Source organism: Rarobacter faecitabidus (assembly GCF_006716265.1).
Lineage (GTDB): Bacteria > Actinomycetota > Actinomycetes > Actinomycetales > Cellulomonadaceae > Rarobacter > Rarobacter faecitabidus.
Window position 1 is genome coordinate 1 of the sequence record NZ_VFOS01000004.1, and the last position, 17,226, is coordinate 17,226.

17 protein-coding genes, 1 tRNA gene and 2 pseudogenes are annotated in these 17,226 nt (G+C 64.2%); 11 read left to right on the forward strand and 9 right to left on the reverse strand.

What is annotated here, in order from left to right; genetic code table 11:
- Positions 1 to 165: 165 nt before the first annotated feature.
- Genes FB461_RS10260 through FB461_RS10290 form a run of 7 tightly spaced genes read left to right on the forward strand, consistent with a single transcriptional unit; the run spans position 166 to position 5,922 of the window.
- Complete coding sequence (locus FB461_RS10260; RefSeq protein WP_142121796.1) at positions 166 to 981, forward strand: hypothetical protein; 816 nt, start codon at positions 166 to 168, stop codon at positions 979 to 981.
- Positions 978 to 3,023: a hypothetical protein gene (locus FB461_RS10265; RefSeq protein ID WP_142121798.1), complete on the forward strand. Its 2,046-nt coding sequence runs from the start codon at positions 978 to 980 to the stop codon at positions 3,021 to 3,023. Before FB461_RS10260 ends, FB461_RS10265 begins: the two co-directional genes overlap by 4 nt.
- Positions 3,024 to 3,032: 9 nt before the next feature.
- Complete coding sequence (locus tag FB461_RS12170) at positions 3,033 to 4,322, forward strand: hypothetical protein (protein ID WP_211349904.1); 1,290 nt, start codon at positions 3,033 to 3,035, stop codon at positions 4,320 to 4,322.
- On the forward strand, positions 4,319 to 4,774 hold the full coding sequence (locus tag FB461_RS10275; protein WP_142121800.1) for a hypothetical protein: 456 nt from the start codon (positions 4,319 to 4,321) through the stop codon (positions 4,772 to 4,774). The genes FB461_RS12170 and FB461_RS10275 overlap by 4 nt, the downstream gene beginning before the upstream one ends.
- Positions 4,775 to 4,820: 46 nt before the next feature.
- Positions 4,821 to 5,489: a M15 family metallopeptidase gene (locus tag FB461_RS10280; RefSeq protein WP_170222715.1), complete on the forward strand. Its 669-nt coding sequence runs from the start codon at positions 4,821 to 4,823 to the stop codon at positions 5,487 to 5,489.
- The gene (locus tag FB461_RS10285; RefSeq protein WP_142121805.1) at positions 5,486 to 5,692 is read left to right on the forward strand and encodes a holin; all 207 of its coding nucleotides are present in this window, start codon (positions 5,486 to 5,488) and stop codon (positions 5,690 to 5,692) included. The genes FB461_RS10280 and FB461_RS10285 overlap by 4 nt, the downstream gene beginning before the upstream one ends.
- Positions 5,692 to 5,922 (forward strand): nicotinamide mononucleotide transporter, encoded by a 231-nt coding sequence (locus FB461_RS10290; protein WP_142121807.1) that lies wholly within the window; start codon positions 5,692 to 5,694, stop codon positions 5,920 to 5,922. The genes FB461_RS10285 and FB461_RS10290 overlap by 1 nt, the downstream gene beginning before the upstream one ends.
- A gap of 353 nt (positions 5,923 to 6,275) precedes the next feature.
- Here the strand turns inward: FB461_RS10290 and FB461_RS10295 are convergent, their stop codons facing one another.
- The gene (locus FB461_RS10295) at positions 6,276 to 7,490 is read right to left on the reverse strand and encodes a tyrosine-type recombinase/integrase (protein ID WP_170222716.1); all 1,215 of its coding nucleotides are present in this window, start codon (positions 7,488 to 7,490) and stop codon (positions 6,276 to 6,278) included.
- A gap of 732 nt (positions 7,491 to 8,222) precedes the next feature.
- Here FB461_RS10295 and FB461_RS10300 point away from each other — a divergent pair.
- Entirely contained in the window at positions 8,223 to 9,746 is a 1,524-nt protein-coding gene (locus FB461_RS10300) for an amino acid permease (protein ID WP_142122077.1), read from the forward strand.
- Positions 9,747 to 9,762: 16 nt separating this feature from the next.
- On the opposite strand, the gene FB461_RS10305 is transcribed toward FB461_RS10300, so the two are convergent.
- Both FB461_RS10305 and FB461_RS10310 read right to left on the reverse strand, forming a co-directional pair.
- The gene (locus FB461_RS10305; RefSeq protein WP_142121811.1) at positions 9,763 to 10,245 is read right to left on the reverse strand and encodes an Lrp/AsnC family transcriptional regulator; all 483 of its coding nucleotides are present in this window, start codon (positions 10,243 to 10,245) and stop codon (positions 9,763 to 9,765) included.
- A 9-nt stretch (positions 10,246 to 10,254) separates the two neighbouring features.
- Positions 10,255 to 11,490 carry a pyridoxal phosphate-dependent aminotransferase gene (locus FB461_RS10310; RefSeq protein WP_142121814.1) on the reverse strand — a complete coding sequence of 412 codons (1,236 nt, stop codon included), beginning with the start codon at positions 11,488 to 11,490 and terminating at the stop codon, positions 10,255 to 10,257.
- A 160-nt stretch (positions 11,491 to 11,650) separates the two neighbouring features.
- Here FB461_RS10310 and FB461_RS10315 point away from each other — a divergent pair, with 160 nt between their 5' ends.
- Positions 11,651 to 11,953, forward strand: coding sequence for a type II toxin-antitoxin system VapB family antitoxin (locus FB461_RS10315; protein WP_142121816.1), 303 nt, complete (start codon positions 11,651 to 11,653; stop codon positions 11,951 to 11,953).
- Positions 11,954 to 11,964: 11 nt separating this feature from the next.
- A complete protein-coding gene (locus tag FB461_RS10320) occupies positions 11,965 to 12,630 on the forward strand; it encodes a LytR C-terminal domain-containing protein (protein ID WP_142121818.1) in 666 nt (221 codons plus the stop codon).
- Positions 12,631 to 13,845: 1,215 nt separating this feature from the next.
- Here the strand turns inward: FB461_RS10320 and FB461_RS12355 are convergent.
- The 4 genes and pseudogenes from FB461_RS12355 to tadA all read right to left on the reverse strand — a co-directional run.
- Positions 13,846 to 14,094: pseudogene (locus tag FB461_RS12355) on the reverse strand (transposase); the annotation flags it as partial.
- Between the two features lie 88 nt (positions 14,095 to 14,182).
- A pseudogene (locus FB461_RS12360) lies at positions 14,183 to 14,329 on the reverse strand (transposase); the annotation flags it as partial.
- A gap of 401 nt (positions 14,330 to 14,730) precedes the next feature.
- A tRNA-Ser gene (locus tag FB461_RS10330) sits at positions 14,731 to 14,820 on the reverse strand.
- Between the two features lie 90 nt (positions 14,821 to 14,910).
- A complete protein-coding gene (gene tadA, locus FB461_RS10335) occupies positions 14,911 to 15,345 on the reverse strand; it encodes a tRNA adenosine(34) deaminase TadA (RefSeq protein WP_142122079.1) in 435 nt (144 codons plus the stop codon).
- A 113-nt stretch (positions 15,346 to 15,458) separates the two neighbouring features.
- Between tadA and upp the strand changes: the two genes are divergently transcribed.
- Positions 15,459 to 16,097 (forward strand): uracil phosphoribosyltransferase, encoded by a 639-nt coding sequence (upp, locus tag FB461_RS10340; protein WP_142121820.1) that lies wholly within the window; start codon positions 15,459 to 15,461, stop codon positions 16,095 to 16,097.
- Positions 16,098 to 16,299: 202 nt separating this feature from the next.
- On the opposite strand, the gene FB461_RS10345 is transcribed toward upp, so the two are convergent.
- Positions 16,300 to 16,608, reverse strand: a complete 309-nt coding sequence (locus FB461_RS10345; protein WP_211349912.1) for a DUF1540 domain-containing protein — start codon at positions 16,606 to 16,608, stop codon at positions 16,300 to 16,302.
- A gap of 157 nt (positions 16,609 to 16,765) precedes the next feature.
- Positions 16,766 to 17,134, reverse strand: a complete 369-nt coding sequence (locus FB461_RS10350; RefSeq protein ID WP_246046226.1) for a heat shock protein transcriptional repressor HspR — start codon at positions 17,132 to 17,134, stop codon at positions 16,766 to 16,768.
- Positions 17,135 to 17,226: the final 92 nt, after the last annotated feature.

Sequence of the window (17,226 nt, forward strand, 5' to 3'; positions counted from 1 at the left end):
CGCCGCGGAGATCGGATCGGCTGTTGCGGCCGCGGTGTCCACGTTGCCGGTCGAGTTGCGCATGGAGGCGGGCACGAAGTTCGCCAGTGAACTCACGCGCATAGGCGCTCATGAAAACGCCCGGTCTGGAAATCAGGACTGGAAAATATCGACAGGACAGGCGCGATGAGTGATTACTGGGGCTGGTTCGGCGTGCGTGGGCGCATGGTGCCGATCAAGGGCGCGCAGGCAGGGCTTCCCGTGACGCCCTCACGGGAGGGGCGAGCATTCGTTCCTCCGCGAGGGCTGCCGAGGTATCAGGTCGCCCCGCACGCTGCGCGCTCGTGGGGCATCACTCTGTCGCGCTGGTCGGATCCGTCGCTTGTGTCGCTGCTGCGTCACGCGGCGATGGGGACGTTGCTCGATCCGTGCTACCTCTACACGGCCGACTCGGCTGCTGTGAACCTACTGTCAGATTCGGTCGCCAATCCCTATGCGCTCGATAACCCTCTGGGGGCCTCACTCGGGGGCACATCGATCCCTCTGCGTGAGGGCGACCAGCGGGTTGCGGTGTGGACGCGCGGGGCAGCGTCGCCGTGGACCGAGGTTCCGATCCTGCCGGGCGTGCAGTATCAACTCTCCGCCACGACGGACGGGTCGGGCGCGCTGTTTGACTATGCGTTTTACGGCAGCACAAGCGGCCTTGGATCTGGATCGCTTTCGTCGGCATCGGCCGGGTCGTTCCACCGATCGAGCGTGCAGTTCACCTCCCCTGCGGGCGTGGCGTACATGCGCCTTCGTCGGGCGGCCGGTTCCTCGGCGATGGTGAGTGGCCCGCGTCTGGTCGAGGTTGGGCGCATCGAGGCTGGGGACGACTGGTACGAGCCTGGCATGGGCGTGCCGATGGTGCAGGTAGAAGATCCGCAGTACGTCATCCAGTCCACCGCTGGCGGCCGCGTCAAGGTCGATTTCACTGTTAATCTGCGGGAGGTGCAGGCGTGACAGCCCAGCCAATAGCAGAGGTCACGCTCGACAACGGTGCCACGGTCGACGCTTTCGAGCCGAGCGCCTGGGACGTCTCGCGCTCAGTCGCGGCGTGGGGGCTGCCCGGTCAGGCGCTCGTGCCGACTGGGGTTGGGACCGGCAGTGGCTCGTGCACGATAGAGGATCTGGCGGCGCCCGGTCTGTGGGGCATGTCATGGCTCGTGCGCCCTGGCGTCGCGGTCAAGGTGCAGGGCTCGCACGACACCTTTGGGCTCGTGTCAGACGCTCGATGGCCACTACTCAGCGGCGTCGTGCGATCCCTGTCTGCCGATGGGATTGACTCACGGGTTCGCACGCTGGCAATCGAGGACGAGACTACGGCGCTGAATCGACCGGCGTTGGTGCGCGAGGCTTTCGTGGCTGGTCCCGCCGGCTCTGTGATCGATGCTGCGTACCTGGTGGATCAAGCGGTCCGCAGCGCCGGGTATCGGCAGGCACCTCCGACACTCGGGTCCACGTTGCTATCACTGCCAATGGCCGGATGTGCTGCCCCTGAAGTCGGCACATCGGACGCTGGCACCACGGCGGCGACATGGACCACAGTCGCAGGGCGTATCGCGGTCTCTGGTTTCCCGGAGAATGCCTACACCTTCGCCGGACCGAATCCGACAAGTGTCCCCCTGCGGCTGTCGGTCATCGCGGCCGGACAGTGCCAGTTCGGGCTGTACGCCTACACCTCCACAGTGCCGACCACGCCGACCGTCATTCTCCGGCGCGGATATGCCGGCGACACCTGGCAAGCCTCGCGCGACGGCGGATCAACGTGGCAGATCATCGATGGCGTTGCTGATGGCGGGCTCACTGAGATTCTGATTACCTGGGTCTCATCCACGCAGATCCAGGTCAAATCGCGCAGTTATGGAAACTACAGCGAGGTTCAGTCGGCGCCCGAGTGGGGAACGACATGGACGCTTACCGGCGCCGCAGTCACGGGCAATGCCTGGCGCAAAGCCACTGCATCCGGCACATTCTCCGGCCTGCAGATCTTCACCGGGGACAACATCAACACCTGGACGCCGCCGACCGCGATCATTGAAGCGTCCGGCGTTGGGTTGAGCGCGGCACTGATACCCAAGGACATCAAAGCCTGGGATCTCGCACAGCAGGTCACCAAGGCGTCGGCGGCGGCGCTGTGGCGGGACGAACGCGGGAGGGTGCGGTTCCGGCCCCGCTCGTCGATCACCTCGCAGGCATCGAGCGAGACCGTCAATGCCATGACAGACCTCGGCGAATTGTCGTGGAGCGCGTCCGTCGAGGATCACGCCGACCGGCTCGAAGTCACCTACACCCCGCCGGTCACCGCTACGGTCGCCAATGGCTCGCTACCCGTCTGGGAGGCAACCGAGGTTATCGTCGTCCCCGCTGGCGGCACAGTGGTCATCGAGGAGGCGCTGGAGGTCGCGGCGAAGAGCCTCGCTGCCTGGGCCATGGCACCCATCACGCCTGGCTCCACAATCCCCTCAACCGGCTCGGTTTGGGGCGCATCGGACGCGCCAAAAGGTGGCACGCGAGTATCAAGCGGCATCACCGTCACATCGACGCTGATCTCCCCACAGCGACTGCGCGTAACGATCGTCTCGACTCGCGGCACCCCGACGTACATGTGCGACATCAACGGCTCGCCCGTGCTGATTCAGCGGGCGAATCAGACCATCGCAGCGGGCGATAGCGCCACCTACTCACTCGGCGCTACGGCAATCGATGCCCAGGTGCCGGCATCAATCGACGGCGGGCTGTTCATTCAGTCGGCTAGTGCTGCGACAACGTTCGGGGCGGACATTTGGGCCGCACTACAGGCCGGGGTTAACCGCCCGGTGTTTCAAGGTCTCGAAGTGTGGCCGCACGCTGGCCGGACGCTACTCAGCATCATCACCATCACCGACAAGGCGACACCGAACACCGCATACATCTGCCTCATCATCGGCATCCGGAACTCAGGATCTGCCGGCGTGTGGCAGCAATATCTCGATCTAGCCGTCCTCGCGACGCAGACCATCTAGGAGGCCCTGGTGGGCACATCTAATCCAGGCCGCATGGACGAGCGGGAGATGACTCGCAACGCCAAATCAGCCGCAGCCGACGCGCAGGCAACAGCCGACGCTGCCCAGTCCGCAGCCAGCGCTGTGACAACCCTCGCCGAGGGTCTCATCACGCGCTCGCCCCTGCCCCCATCGGGCGACGGCGTGGCAGATGGCGCGCTCTGGCTCGAATACGGCGCCGAGGGTGTCATCACGCATCAGTGGGACGCGGACTCGGAATCGTGGGAGATTCCGAGCGCCGATCCGGTCATGCTCGCCTCGGCCATCATCGGGCATCTTGCAGCCGGGGTCATCGACACCACCGAGGTGACAGTCAAGTCTGGCGACTCCGGTGCCCGCATGCAGATGCTCGGGAACCTGCTGCGGTTTTTCGATTCGACTGGCACGCTGACCGCAGAGATCGGCGGGAACGACGGACGTGCAAGTCTGGGAAACGCATCGGTTGTCGGGGATATATGGTCTGGTGGAGGCGTTGGTATCCCGGGCACGAGCATGGGTCTAGTCGAGTTCCGAAGCGCGCCCATTGTCGGCGCTCTATATGCGAGGATCCTCGCGGATTCAGCGTCATTGCTAATCCACTCACTCGCGGGCGATCTCGGTCTTAGAGCGGAGGGCCGGGTTAACATCGGCGGACCAGCCGGCGTTGAGATCGATGGCGAGAGCTCGGGCGTGAATATCAACCACCCGATCCTCGGCGGCACGCTTGACATTTCCGCCATCACAAACAAGGACGCCATCCGAAACTCACTCGGCCTCGGCAACACCACCGGCCCTGTCCCGGTAGCAAACGGCGGCACCGGCAACGCGACCGGCCAGGCACCTTCAGCCACCGTCCTCGCCACCTCGCGCACGATTCAGACCAACCTCGCGTCCACGTCCGCCGCGAGTTTTAACGGGTCTGCGAATGCCACTCCGGGCGTGACTGGCACCCTCCCGATCGCGAATGGCGGCACCGGGGCGACGACGGCGGCGGGGATTCGGGCGGCGATTGGGGCCGCCGTGCAGGAGGCTGACTTCTCCGGCACCATCACGCTCACATCAGCGGCCGGTGGACTGAGCGGGGTTTTCACGCTCCCCTCGGGCATGACGCAGAGCAACACCTTGATTCATGTCAGCAAGCAGGGCGGCGGCCTGGCGAAGTACATCCCGTACGTCAACTGGGTTTCCTCAACGACATTCCAGATCGGTCTCTACTCCGGCGACGGCACATCCGCGTCGGGAAATGTGGCCGTCGCCGCCTACGCTCGGAGGATTTCGTGACCGACGCTGTGGCAGTCCAGACCATAGTCACCGTAGGCGGCATCGTGATGCTGCTCATTCAGCAGCGCCGTCAGGGCAAGCGGATTAGTCGCATCGACGATCAGACCTCGAACTCGCACTCGGAGACCGAGTTCCCGAACCTGCGCGACGAAGTGACTGCGATCCGCGAGGACACTAGGGCGACACGCGGCATCGTGCATGGCCTCGAACGCAGAGTCGGAGGGGTCGAGGCCCACTTGCAAGACCTCGGACGGCACGACGACTCAATCGAGGACACCATTCGTCGCAAGGAAGCCGCCGCGTCGCGCGACCTCAAAGCCGCCGTCGAGGAACGCAATGCTCAGATCGCCGAACTCACGCGCACCATCCCGATCATCGTCCGCGAGGCCATCGGCGCCCACGTCGGCGCGTGTCCACTGAGGCATCCCGGAGACGACATCCCCACCGCCTAACCCAATCCGCCACCGAGCGGGTTTTTTTATGCCCAAGGAGGCAAGCGTGGCAGTGTCCATGAACGGCTGGAAAGTCGACCCCCTCATCACCCGCATCACCGCAGCAGGCAAAGCGGCATGGGTCCGACGTGGCGACGTCGCTCGCCTGATCCGCTGGCTCGGCATCGCCTACGCGCTCGAGGTCGAACCGCTCCTGAGCTTCAACGGGTGGCGGTCAGCGGCCCTGAATGCGAGCACCGGCACCCCGGTGCAGAACAGCAATCACCGCAGCGCCACGGCCATCGACATCAACGGCGGCAAGTACCCGTACGAGTACACGCACCGCCCGTCGTGGAAAGATCCCGTTCCAGCCGCGATTAAGGCCAAGATCCGCAAGGTGCTCGTGCGCGTCCCTGAGATCGGTTGGGGTGCCGACTTCGCCAGCCCGTACCGCGACCCCATGCACTACGAGATCCGCAATGGCGTCTCGGCCGCGAAGATCAAGGCCCGGCTCGATGTGCTCGGAGTCGGCTGGTGGCACGTGCATCAGGCGACCACCGGCAACGCGAAAGCCTGCCTCTACAAGACCCGCGAGACCGGCAAGGCCAACATCACCCGGCGCCGAGGAATCGGCCGCAACCTCTACATCGTCTACGTCACCCCGGATCGCGTCTGGGCCATGACGAAAAAGGGCGACTGGATCAAGACCTCAAAACTCACGAAAGGCAAGAAATGACCCCCATCTGGCTCCGTGCCGCAGCAATCCGCGCCACCAAGACCATCGCGCAAACCGCCGTCGCCCTCATCGGCACCGGCGCGATCGGCGTGCTGGACGTGAACTGGACCGCTGTCGTTTCCGCGTCGGTCCTCGCCGGCATCGTCTCCCTGCTGACGTCGCTGGCCGGGCTCCCCGAGGCGCCGGACGGGGATAGCGTCTGATGCTCTGGTCCTACGCCCTGGCCGCAGTGGGCATCACCGGCATCTGGCTCGCTGGCCGCCGCAGTTTCTGGGGTTGGGCACTTGGAGTGGCAGCACAAGCGCTCTGGATCATCTACGCCGTAGTCACTGGACAGTACGGATTCATCCTGTCCGCACTGGCCTACGCCGCGATCTACGCACGCAACTGGTTCTCATGGTCAAGGAAGGCGCCCAGCGATGCCGACGCCTAACGACCCTGAGCCCTACGAGTGCCCCGAGTGCGGCGAGCCGTACAGTTCCTACTCCGCCGCTGATGCTTGCTGCCGGGATTGACTGCCTTCCGCGCGATGAGTGACATTGTGCGCCGAGATCATCACTGATCGCGGACTTCGCACACAACCGCCCCCACCTGGCTTCGGCTGGGTGGGGGCGGTTTCGTTATCCCCGAAACTTCTCCACAACCCCGCTCCCACCGCGCGCACCCACTCGCCCGCACGCACGATCGACCCATGGACTACCTGCTGCTGCTCAGTGACCGCATCGCCGCCGACTGCGATGGATGCGTCGAGGAGGTCGACTTTGCGTTGTGGGAGTGGGAGGTGGGTTAGGCCTCGATCTCGGGTAGCGCCGCCGACAAGGCTGCGGACATCGCTCGCTTGATCTTGATGCCTCGACCCGGCATGAGGTGCCCATAGCGGTCATATGTCGTCTGAATCGACTCATGGCCGAGCGCGTACTGCACCTCTTGAGGCGTCGCCCCGCTGGCGATCATCCACGACGCGGCGGTGTGGCGAGCGTCGTGGATGCGCAGTGGCTTGCCAATCTTCATCGACTTTTCTGCGGGCTGCAGTCCGTGCCACATCGTCCCGCGAGCGGGCTCCCATTCCGCTGGGCGATCAGGCCATCCGCGGAGTCCGTTTGCCAACCTCACCGCCGGCACCCACACGTCTGGGTAGAACGTCGAGTGTTTAATCCTCCCGCCGCGCGCCGTCGTGAAAAGCAAATCAGACGGCGCTTTCGACTGCCGAGCCTCCTCACAGTAGGCAACTAATGCATCGGGCATTTCGACCGTTCGGCGCCCGCGCTTTGTCTTAGGCGGGCCGACAATCCATCCTCCCGGCACCTTCTTCCACGCCCTCGATATACGCAGCGACTCGGACTGCGAGTCGTAGTCGCCCACCTGAATCGCCGTCGCCTCAGAGAATCGCATCCCCGTGCCGAAGAGCGCCGCCGTGAATGCGTGATACTGCACCGGCATGCATCCCAGGAGGACGGCGAACTCGTCGGGCGTGAGGAATGACATCTCCTCCTGAACGTCGTCCTTGCGCAGTTGAGAGTGCGCGCAGGGGTTGGACGATAGGTCAACACTCGAGTCGCGGACTGCGTGCTCAAGCACGGATGACAGCAGGCCGTGTTTGTTGCGGATTGTCTTAGCAGATGCACCAGCTCGCTCGAGGTCGCGCAGCCATTGGCGCACGGAGCGCTCGGTCACCATGTCGATCGGGAGTGCGCCGATCTTTCGCCAGTCCCGTCGAATCTCGCGCTTGTAGCGGTGCCGAGTGCCCTCGCCAATGCCACTGCGCTCCTCGATGTTCGCGAGCGCATACTCGCTCAGGGTGACGGTATTCGTCCCGCCATCTTCTGTAGCCTCCAACACCTCCACGGCGGCCTCGATGCCGATGTTGTCTACGAGCTTGATCCATCGATCGCGCGCCGCGGCGTCGGGAAACGTCGCTGACCGCTGTTTCTTGCCAACCCGGAAAAGAGCCTGCCAGGCGACAGTCCCATCGGCCCGCATCCGCTGTCTTGGTGATGCCATCCCAATCCCCTTACCTATGTTGACGGCGTCAACACTTTCGCCGCGAAAGACGGCCAAATACCGTCTGAAACAACCGCAGAGGGTTGGCGGGTTTGGCTTGATATCTAGCGTAATCCGGCGCGTTGACAGACTCAAGTGGATAGGGGTTCGAATCCCCCATCCTCCGCAGATGGTCATGACCCTGGGCATGCTTTTCGCCCAGGGTCATGACCATTTTTGGGTGCTGCGGGATTCGGGAGGAGCGAGCGTCAGCGAGCGACGGCTCCCCCATCCTCCGCAATGTGATGAAACCCCGCCTTGTGCGGGGTTTCGTCACATATTGGGTTGAGCGGGATTCGGGAGGAGGGCCGTCAGGCCCGACGGAGTCCCCCATCCTCCGCAGATGGTCATGACCCTGGGCATGCTTTTCGCCCAGGGTCATGACCATTTTTGGGTGCTGCGGGATTCGGGAGGAGCGAGCGGATCCCGCAGAGCACCCGTTAGGGCTGCCCGACACCCGATACATCGTGTGCTCAACAACCACAACCGGCGCTCCCATCGTCCAACACGCGGCTGCACGCGTATCCAGATCCACGAGAGACACGCAGCCGGATACACGAGGGGTAAGGGACCTACGGCGTATTGGGCTGCCCATGCGGGACACCACAATGTGGGAGTACATTTCACACCAAACGCTCCCGATGAAGTGAGGCGACCATGGCGAGTTCGAATTCTCGCGTGCTGACAAACCGGATGGGCCATTGGCTCTCCTCTTTCGGCAACGCCGTCGTGAGGCGCAAGCCGGTGGAGCAGTCGCTCCTAGCCATGCAGGATCCGACCCGATCCCTCAAGCGGGAACTCACCGCGATGGACCTCGCGATCCTCGGTGTCGCGGTCGCGGTCGGCGCGGGCATCTTCTCGGTCGGGGCGACCGCAGCGGCCAACTACGCGGGCCCCGGCGTCATCCTGTCGTTCGTGATCGCAGCGGTCGTGTGCGGCCTGGCGGTAATGTGCTACGCCGAGTTCGCGTCCACGCTGCCGGTGTCGGGCTCCGCCTACACGTACTCGTACACGACGATGGGCGAACTCATCGCGTGGATCATCGGATGGGACCTGATCCTGGAGATGCTGCTCGCGGGCTCGGTGATCGCCAAGTTCTGGGGCGTGTACCTGGCGGACGCATTCCGCCTCTTCCACGTGGAGATTCCGCTGACCTTCACAGTCTTCGGGATCGAGGCGACGTGGGGGCCGATCCTGATCGTGGGCATCTTCACGACTCTGCTGGTTCTGGGCACCAAGCTCAGCACGCGCGTGACGAACATCTTCACGATCATCAAGGTCGGCATCACGCTGTTCGTGATCGTCGCGGGCATCGGATACATCAAGGTGGCGAACTACACGCCGTTCATCCCTGCGTCACAGCCTGCCGAGCACAAGTCGACGCTCGAACAGCCCCTCTTCGCCTTCCTGTCCGGCCTGAACCCATCCACGTTCGGGTTCGTGGGCGTGCTGTCGGCAGCGGCGCTCGTGTTCTTCGCGTTCATCGGCTTCGATGTCGTGGCCACCACCGCCGAGGAGGCGAAGGATCCGCAGCGCACCCTGCCCCGGGGAATCCTGGGCGGGCTCGCGATCGTCTCAGTGCTCTACATCCTCGTCACGCTCGTGGTGACGGGCATGGTCTCGTACAAGGATCTCGCCGCGAGCGGCACCCCCTCACTGACGACGGCCTTCGAACTGGTCGGCGCGACGTGGGCGGGCAAAGTTATCTCGATCGGCATCCTGTTCGGACTGACCACGGTCGTGATGGTGCTCCTGCTCGGCCTGACGCGCATCGTCTTCTCGATGAGCCGCGACGGCCTGCTTCCTCGTGGCATGTCCAAGACCTCGGAGCGCTATCGGACGCCCGCTCGTCTGCAGATCGGCGTGGGCATCATCGTGGCGCTGATCGCCGGGGTCGCCAAGGTCGAGTTGCTCGAGGAGATGATCAACATCGGCACCCTGTCGGCGTTCGTGCTGGTCAGTTTCGGCATCCCGATCCTGCGGCGTACGCGTCCCGACCTCAAGCGCGGATTCCGAGTCCCATTCTCGCCGTGGCTACCGATCGCCGCGGGCGTGGCCTGCCTGTGGCTCATGACGAACCTGACGGTCGTCACGTGGGCTCGCTTCCTCGTCTGGCTCCTCGTGGGCTTCACCATCTGGTTCTGCTATGGGCGCCGCCACTCCGTGGCAGGCCAGCAGGACATGGCCGCATCAGGACGCCCCTCAGAGGTCGGCTGACCCTCGGGAATGGACGCTACTCCTCGAAGTAGGTCTGCAGGATCAGCGTGGTCTGCGTCGAGACGGGAACGGTCGAGTGAATCTCGTTGAGCAGTTCTTCGAGCTCGGTCGGAGAGCCGGTGCGCACCAGCAGCATGTAACTGGGCGCGCCTGCGATCGAGTAACACGATTCGACGCCGGCGATCTCGGCCAGCTTGTCCGGTATCTCCGACTGCCGTGAGTAGTCGAGCGGCGTGATGGAGACGAACGCCGAGATAGGCCGCCCCAGAGCCTCGTGGTTGACGACCGCCCGGTAGCGCTCGATCACCCCGCGGCGTTCAAGTTTCTGCACGCGCGATTGCACGGCGGACACCGACAGCCCTGTTTCCTGCGACAGTTTCGATAGCGTCGCCCTGCCATCGGCGACCAGTGCCGAAAGGATTGCGCTGTCGATCTCGTCCACGGAACCCTCGGCCGCGCTACGCTGCGGACGGGCGGGCTCGGAAGTGCGGGAGGCCATGCCGGAAGCCTACCGGCTGGGGTCGCCGAGCGATCGGGCGAATTCCACGATGCGGGCCATCCCGCTCGCGATGTCATCCTCGTTGCCGGCGTAGGAGATCCGGACGAACCCGTCTCCGGCGCTGCCGAATGCCTCGCCGGGGATGACCGCGACGTGGAACTCGTCCAGGAGGCGTTCGCTGAATTCGCGCGATCCAAGGCCGGTCCCGCGCACGTCGACGAACGCGTAGAAGGCGCCCTCGGGGGCGACCAGGCGCAGTTCGGGGCAGTCGCGTAGCGCGTCGATCACGATCTGGCGGCGCCGCGCATACTGGGCGCGCATCTCGTCCACCTCGGTCTGCAGGCCTGTCAGTGCAGCGACGGCCGCATACTGGGCGGGTGCGTTGTTGGACGAGTTGATCGTCTCCGCGATCTTCGACGTCTCGGCGATCAGGTCCGCCGGGCCGAGCATGTAGCCGATGCGCCACCCCGTCATCGCGTAAGTCTTGGAGAGCGAGTCAACGACGACGGTGCGTTCCTTCATCCCTGGGATGGCGGCGATGCTGGCCGCGCTGGGGGTTTTCCCGAGGGCTTTCGAGGACGAGTTCTCCGTCGCTTCACCGTAGACGAACGGGTGGTAGACCTCGTCCGATATCACCCAGAGGCCATGGTCACGGCACACGTCGCCGATGCGGGCCAGTTCGCTGGCGGGAGTGACGGCGCCGGTGGGGTTGGAGGGCGAGTTGATGATGATGGCGCGGGTGCGATCGGTGATGGCCGCGGCGATGTCGTCGGCGTCCATCCGCATAGCGTTCTCGGCGCGCAAGGCGACGTGCACGGGCGTGGCCGAAGCAAGGACGATCTGCGCGTCATACGAGGCGAAGTGTGGTGTGCAGAGAAGGATCTCGTCACCGGGATCGGCGATGGCACGCAAGGCCAGGTAGAGGCCGAGGGTAGCCCCAGGTACGGCCTGGATCTCGCTCGCCGGATCGTACGTGAGCCCTTTGACTCGCTGGGAGTAGCCGGCGATGGCGCGGCGCAGTTCGGGAATGCCGAGGACGTTGGTGTAGTGGGTGCGTCCCTGGCTGATGGCGACCTGGCCCGCCTGCGCCACGTGGTGTGGCGCGGTGAAGCTCGGCTCGCCCACCGCGAAGGAGATGACGTCCTCGTAGCGCTCCAGGCGGTCGAAGACGTCGCGGATGCCGGATCGGGGTGAAGCAGATGCCGCGGCGGAAAGACGGGCACGCTTCGGAGCCTTTTGCAACATTCATTCCCCCTTGATCGAGGTTTACCGTATTATTTCCTTCCCTAGGTTACTACTGACGTATTTCTTGCACGTTACGCTGCGGCGTTGATCGCATCACACTTCGGGCACGATCCGCGCCCTCACCCCCGAATGGAAGAACCGGGCTGAGTACAATCGCCGTATGATCTTCCGTGCGATCGGCGAGGACCGTCCTTACCCCGACCACGGTCTGTCGACGCCGCGGCAGTGGTCCGACGTCGCCCCGCGACAGGTGCGACTCGACCAGTTGGTGACGACCAAGCGAACCCTCGATCTTGATACGCTTCTGTCCGAGGATTCCACCTTCTATGGCGACCTGTTCGCCCACGTGGTGGAGTACAAGGGAGTCATGTACCTCGAGGATGGGCTACACCGAGCGTTGCGCGCTGCGCTTCAGCAGCGGCAACTGTTGCACGCTCGGGTGCTCGTGCTCGACGCACGCTAGTAGGGAGTTTGGTGGCCACCAACGACAAGCAGCCCGTCGACCCTGTGGTTCGGGCGCGCCGGCAACGCATTCGCCGTAAGCGAGCGCGCCAATCGGTCGTCTTCGGTGTGCTCATCGCGGCCATGGCGCTAGCGGCTCTGGGCGCGGTCGCCATCTACAACGGTGCGGTATCGATGCCGTTCGCGCGGGGCTTCTCGTCCACCGTGATTCCCGCCGACGATCCGATCGTGCCGGCGTGCCTCGTCGAGGGCAAGGAAAAGCCGATCGGCTATAAGAAGGTACGCGTCCGCGTCTACAACGCCTCCGAACGCCGCGGGCTCGCCGCGACTACAGCGAAGTCGCTGGAAGAGCGCGGCTTCACGATCCTGGCGACTGGCAACGTGAAAACCGGCGTGCAGAACGCCAAGATCGCCTACGGTGCCAAGGGTGTTGGCCGCGCCTACACGCTGGCCGCGCAGATCCCCGGCGTCGTGCTGCAATACGACGCCCGCACGAACGCGCAGATCGATCTGACCGTCGGGCAGGGATTCGACGGGCTCATCCCGGAGGACGAGGTCAAGCTCGAGACCGGCGTGCCCATGAACAACCTCCCGGGCTGCCAGCCGCTCGCCGAGTTGACCCCGGCGCCCGCACCCGCATCCGCCGCGCCGACCGAGGACGCCACCGCCAGCAGCTGACGCGCCATCCGCCATGAGCCCGGGACTGCGCCGGGTTAGGCGCCTCATCGACTCAATCTCACCGCATGGCCCGGATTCAAGGCGGGCATTGCGGAGCGTCCATCACGCCAACCTCGCATCCCGCGCCGGCGATACTACGGGCAAACAGGGTGTCGATCGGGACGTGCGATCCGCATGCGGGCACACCAACGAACCCGACCGGGCCGCAGCCGGGCCACCGAGCCACACCCGCGAGCAGCTACACCACCGGCATGAAGGCCGCACCTACCACCGGCCCTAACACCGACACGCGCGACAAGACGACCCACACCCGCAACAAAATGACAAACGCCCGAACCCACGTTTCGTGGGTTCGGGCGTCCGGGATGTCCTGCGACATCGCAATGGCGGTAGCGGTGGGAGCCGTCACTCGCTGACGCTCGCTCCTCACATTTGGCGGGCGCTCTGCAGAACAGTCGGAACGAGCAAGTGTGGCGACACGTCAAGCAACTGATACTTCAGTTCAAGAGCCAGGAAGTGAACCCTGTCTAGCCTGAACCTTCGTCACGGCTCATTGTGCGCACCTAGTAGCGATCCTTCCTGGAAGAGCGGCCGCCGTCCGACAGGCGCGTTTCTATCGAGATCCCTGCGGGCTCACCGGAGCCTCACGCCGTCGACGGACTGGCTTGGTGTTGAGCCAGAAGCCTTCGATAAGGACGAAGCATCCGATAACTGATTGCATAGCACCGATGGTCACCCAATCTGCGTACGCAAGTGTCACGAACACCGCTACGACGGCACTGACGATCATGGTGGCAATAACGCTCGAACGCTCGGCGGCTCGGCTACGCGCAAGCAGTGGTACTACCACTAGGTGCACCACTGAAAGGACTGCCAGTAGCAGTAGGTACGTGCGAGGAACGTGCGTTGCGATGAACGGCAAAATAGCCGGTAAGACTACGGCCGTTCGGATCAACGCAGCCCATTGGACCCAAGTCATCATTTGCAGTAACCACCCGACTAGATGTCCGGAACATAAGCGATAGCATGAATGTACTTCACTTTGAGACACATCCCGCGAATATCGGCACGGTTCGCCTGCTCGACGATCGCGCCGATTGCCAAACTGCAGGTGGCTCCACCCGCTTTCGTAATTGCTCCGATCGCTACATTGGCACCGAGCGCTCCCGCGCTCGGGTCTGTCCGATATACGGTGTGTGGGTCCGGCGGTTTTCATTAGTGAGTGGTTCTCTCGAACCGTCCGGCGAAGGTGATCGGATGCGCGTTGAGCGCTGGTTTCCACCTGATCACCCAGCGTGCTCTCCCGCCGCCGGTGGGTTCAAGCGACCTCGTCACGAGATAGAGACGTTTCAGCGCAGCAGCCTCGTTGGGGAAATGCCCGCGCGCCCGGACCGCGCGCCGGTACCGGGCGTTGATCGATTCGATCGCGTTCGTGGTGCAGATCACTCGGCGGATTTCGACATGTATTCCAGGAACGCACGCGTTCTCCGCCCAGGACGATCACCCGCTCGAAGGACCCGTCACGATCTCCAGGAACCATGATCTCCACGGGCCCGATTTCGGTGAGCAAGGTCTTCACGCGCGTCCCGTTGCGCATATCCTCCGCGATCGGGGTCCCGCCGTGCTCATGACCGAGATGCTCGGTCAGCTCCGCTTCCAACGCCGTCTCGAGCACACTGTTCGTGAGCTGGCTGAGCATGCCACCCGGCCCGGCAAACTCACACCCTATTCCTTCGCTTGCGCGAGCAAACGCGCCGCGAGCTCCTTCTGATCGATGATCTCCTCAGTCACAGGATCAATCATCTCCTCGTCAACGACGATATCGGTCGTGTCAGCCACGGCCATCTCCTTTCGGATCAGACCGGACCCTCACACACCGTTATTAAGACAGTCCCGAAACCAGAGGTCACGCCCACGGCAACCTCAAGACGCTAGGAGACGAGAAAACCCCCGGCGAACTTGCGTTCACCGGGGGTTCCAACGTGTACTACTTGGCGGTAGCGGTGGGAGCCGTCACTCGCTGACGCTCGCTCCTCCCAAATCCCCCTCCGTCAGATAAATGTGAGGAGCCCGCCCCTGACGGGACGGGCTCCTCACATTTGGCGGTAGCGGTGGGATTTGAACCCACGGTGGACTTTCACCCACACACGCTTTCGAGGCGTGCTCCTTAGGCCGCTCGGACACGCTACCTTGCGCCCGCTAGACTACCGCGAAACCCCTCGGAATTCCCAATCGACCATCTTTCAGCCCTCTGCAAATCGGCTAGACCTGCGAAAACGGCTACGTTCGATGCTCGGAGAAGAACTCGCGGAGCAAGGAGGAGCACTCGTCCTCGCGCACCTGGGCCACCACCTCGACGAAGTGATTCATACGGCGATCGCGTACCAGATCCCACACCGATCCGCAGGCGCCCATCTTGTCGTCCCACGCGCCGAAGACAACCCGCCGAACCCGCGATAGCAGGATCGCTCCGGCGCACATCGCACAGGGTTCGAGGGTCACGACCAGCGTGGCATCATCGAGGCGCCACGTGCCGCGCACGGCGGCGGCTTCGCGCAGTGCGACCACCTCGGCGTGCCCCGCCGGATCGTGAGCCGCCTCGCGCACGTTATACCCGCGCCCGATCACCTCGCCGTCCGCCGCCACCACCACAGCACCCACGGGGACATCCCCCTGAGTGGCCGCTGTCCGTGCCAGCGCGAGGGCCTCGTCCATAACGGCGCTCTGCATCCCGCCATCCGCACCCAGGTCCGCCGAAGTCACCACACAAGTGTGACACCGGCCCAAAGTCGCGGCGGCGGGGGCGCGCGGGGCGGTACGGTTGACGCATGGAACTTCACGTGGCCGACCACCCGCTCATCGCCCACAAGCTGACCGTCCTGCGCGACGTCAACACGGATTCCCCGACATTTCGCCGGCTCGTCGAGGAGCTCGTGGCCCTCCTCGCCTATGAGGCAACGCGCGAAGTGCGGGTCGAGACCGTCGAGGTCACCACACCCGTTGCGACGACCACCGGAACCCACATCTCCACGCCGCGACCGCTGGTCGTACCGATCCTGCGCGCGGGATTGGGCATGCTCGAAGGCATGTCGAAACTCCTGCCGACCGCGGAGGTTGGCTTCCTCGGCATGCTCCGGGATGAGACGACCCTCGAGGCCGTCACCTACGCCAACCGCCTACCGCAAGACATTACTGGTCGCCAGACCTTCCTCCTCGACCCGATGCTCGCCACCGGCGGGACGCTGATCATGGCGATCGACTACCTGCTCGAACTCGGTGCCAAGGACGTGACGGCCATCTGCCTGCTCGCCGCGCCGGAAGGTATTGACGCCGTGCGGCAGTCCGTCGGCGATCGCGCCGAGGTAAAGATCGTCGTCGCCGCTGTAGACGAGAGGCTGAACGCGAAGGGCTACATCGTCCCGGGCCTGGGCGATGCGGGCGACCGCCTGTACGGCGTGGTGGACTGAGGGGCTGGACGAGTTCCCCCGCGCGCCCAGCCGGACGGCTCGGTCCGCCACGGGGTGCCCAATCAAGACGGCACCCCGGAGGGGCTCGACGACTCACGTCGTCTCCACCTCCGGGGCACCATCAATATTGAACCACGAAACACTTCTCAAGAATTAGCGAAGGAAATGGTTCCCTAATTCGTGGGATGTGCGCCGGGAGTTCTTAGCGCGTCTCGAATGTCAGACAGCCCGCGTGTGTAACGTCGTCGGGGCCGGCGCCGATCCGAACGGTCGAGGCGTGGCACTCGAGCGAACTGTTGTGAGTGCAGTTGGAGCGGTGGCACGCGCCTACCTCGGCCACCACGCGATCCAGGCCGCCTTTGATTCCCAAGGGGATGAAGGTGGCGCACGACGTCGATCCCGACGACTGCGCAATGGTCACCGCACCCGCGTGGCACGAGTGCTCGCTGTTGTACGAGCAGCCGGCGACAGAACACTCTGAGATGTGGGGAAGATCCGCGACAGTGGACATGATTGCCTCCTGGTTGTTCGACATATGACGATCTTTCAACCAAGATAAACCGGTATTCAAATTCCCGCTAGGAAGGTAGGCCGCACTAACTTTCCGCAAAATATCAACGAAATACGCGACGCAATTGTTGCGTAATTGCGAAATTAACCCTCGCCGCCTAGTCGCGGCGGCGCGCTTCGCGATGCGGGTGCGCCTCGATGACGCCACGGATCGTGACGCGGCGTGTCCGCTTCTGCTGCTCACTGCGCAACACCGTCACATCACCCTGGGCCCCGGCCTCGAAGATACGGCTGCCGGGTTCGCGCGTGAGCAGCAAATCGATGTGGCCGCGCAGGCGTGCGACCTCCGATTCGAGGGCGAGGATGCGTCGGATGCCCGCCAGGTTGATCCCCTCGTCCTTGCTCAGTCGCTGGATTTCCCGCAACGTGGCCACGTCGCGCAACGAATAGCGACGCCCTTTGCCCGCGGTGCGGCGCGGGGAAACCAACCCCAGCCGGTCGTACTGGCGCAGTGTCTGCGGGTGCATTCCAGCGAGTTCCGCGGCGCGCGAGATGACGAAGATGGGAACGCCGAGCTGCTCGTCCGAAAAACGCACGCCGCCGTCGGGCCCGAACTGAT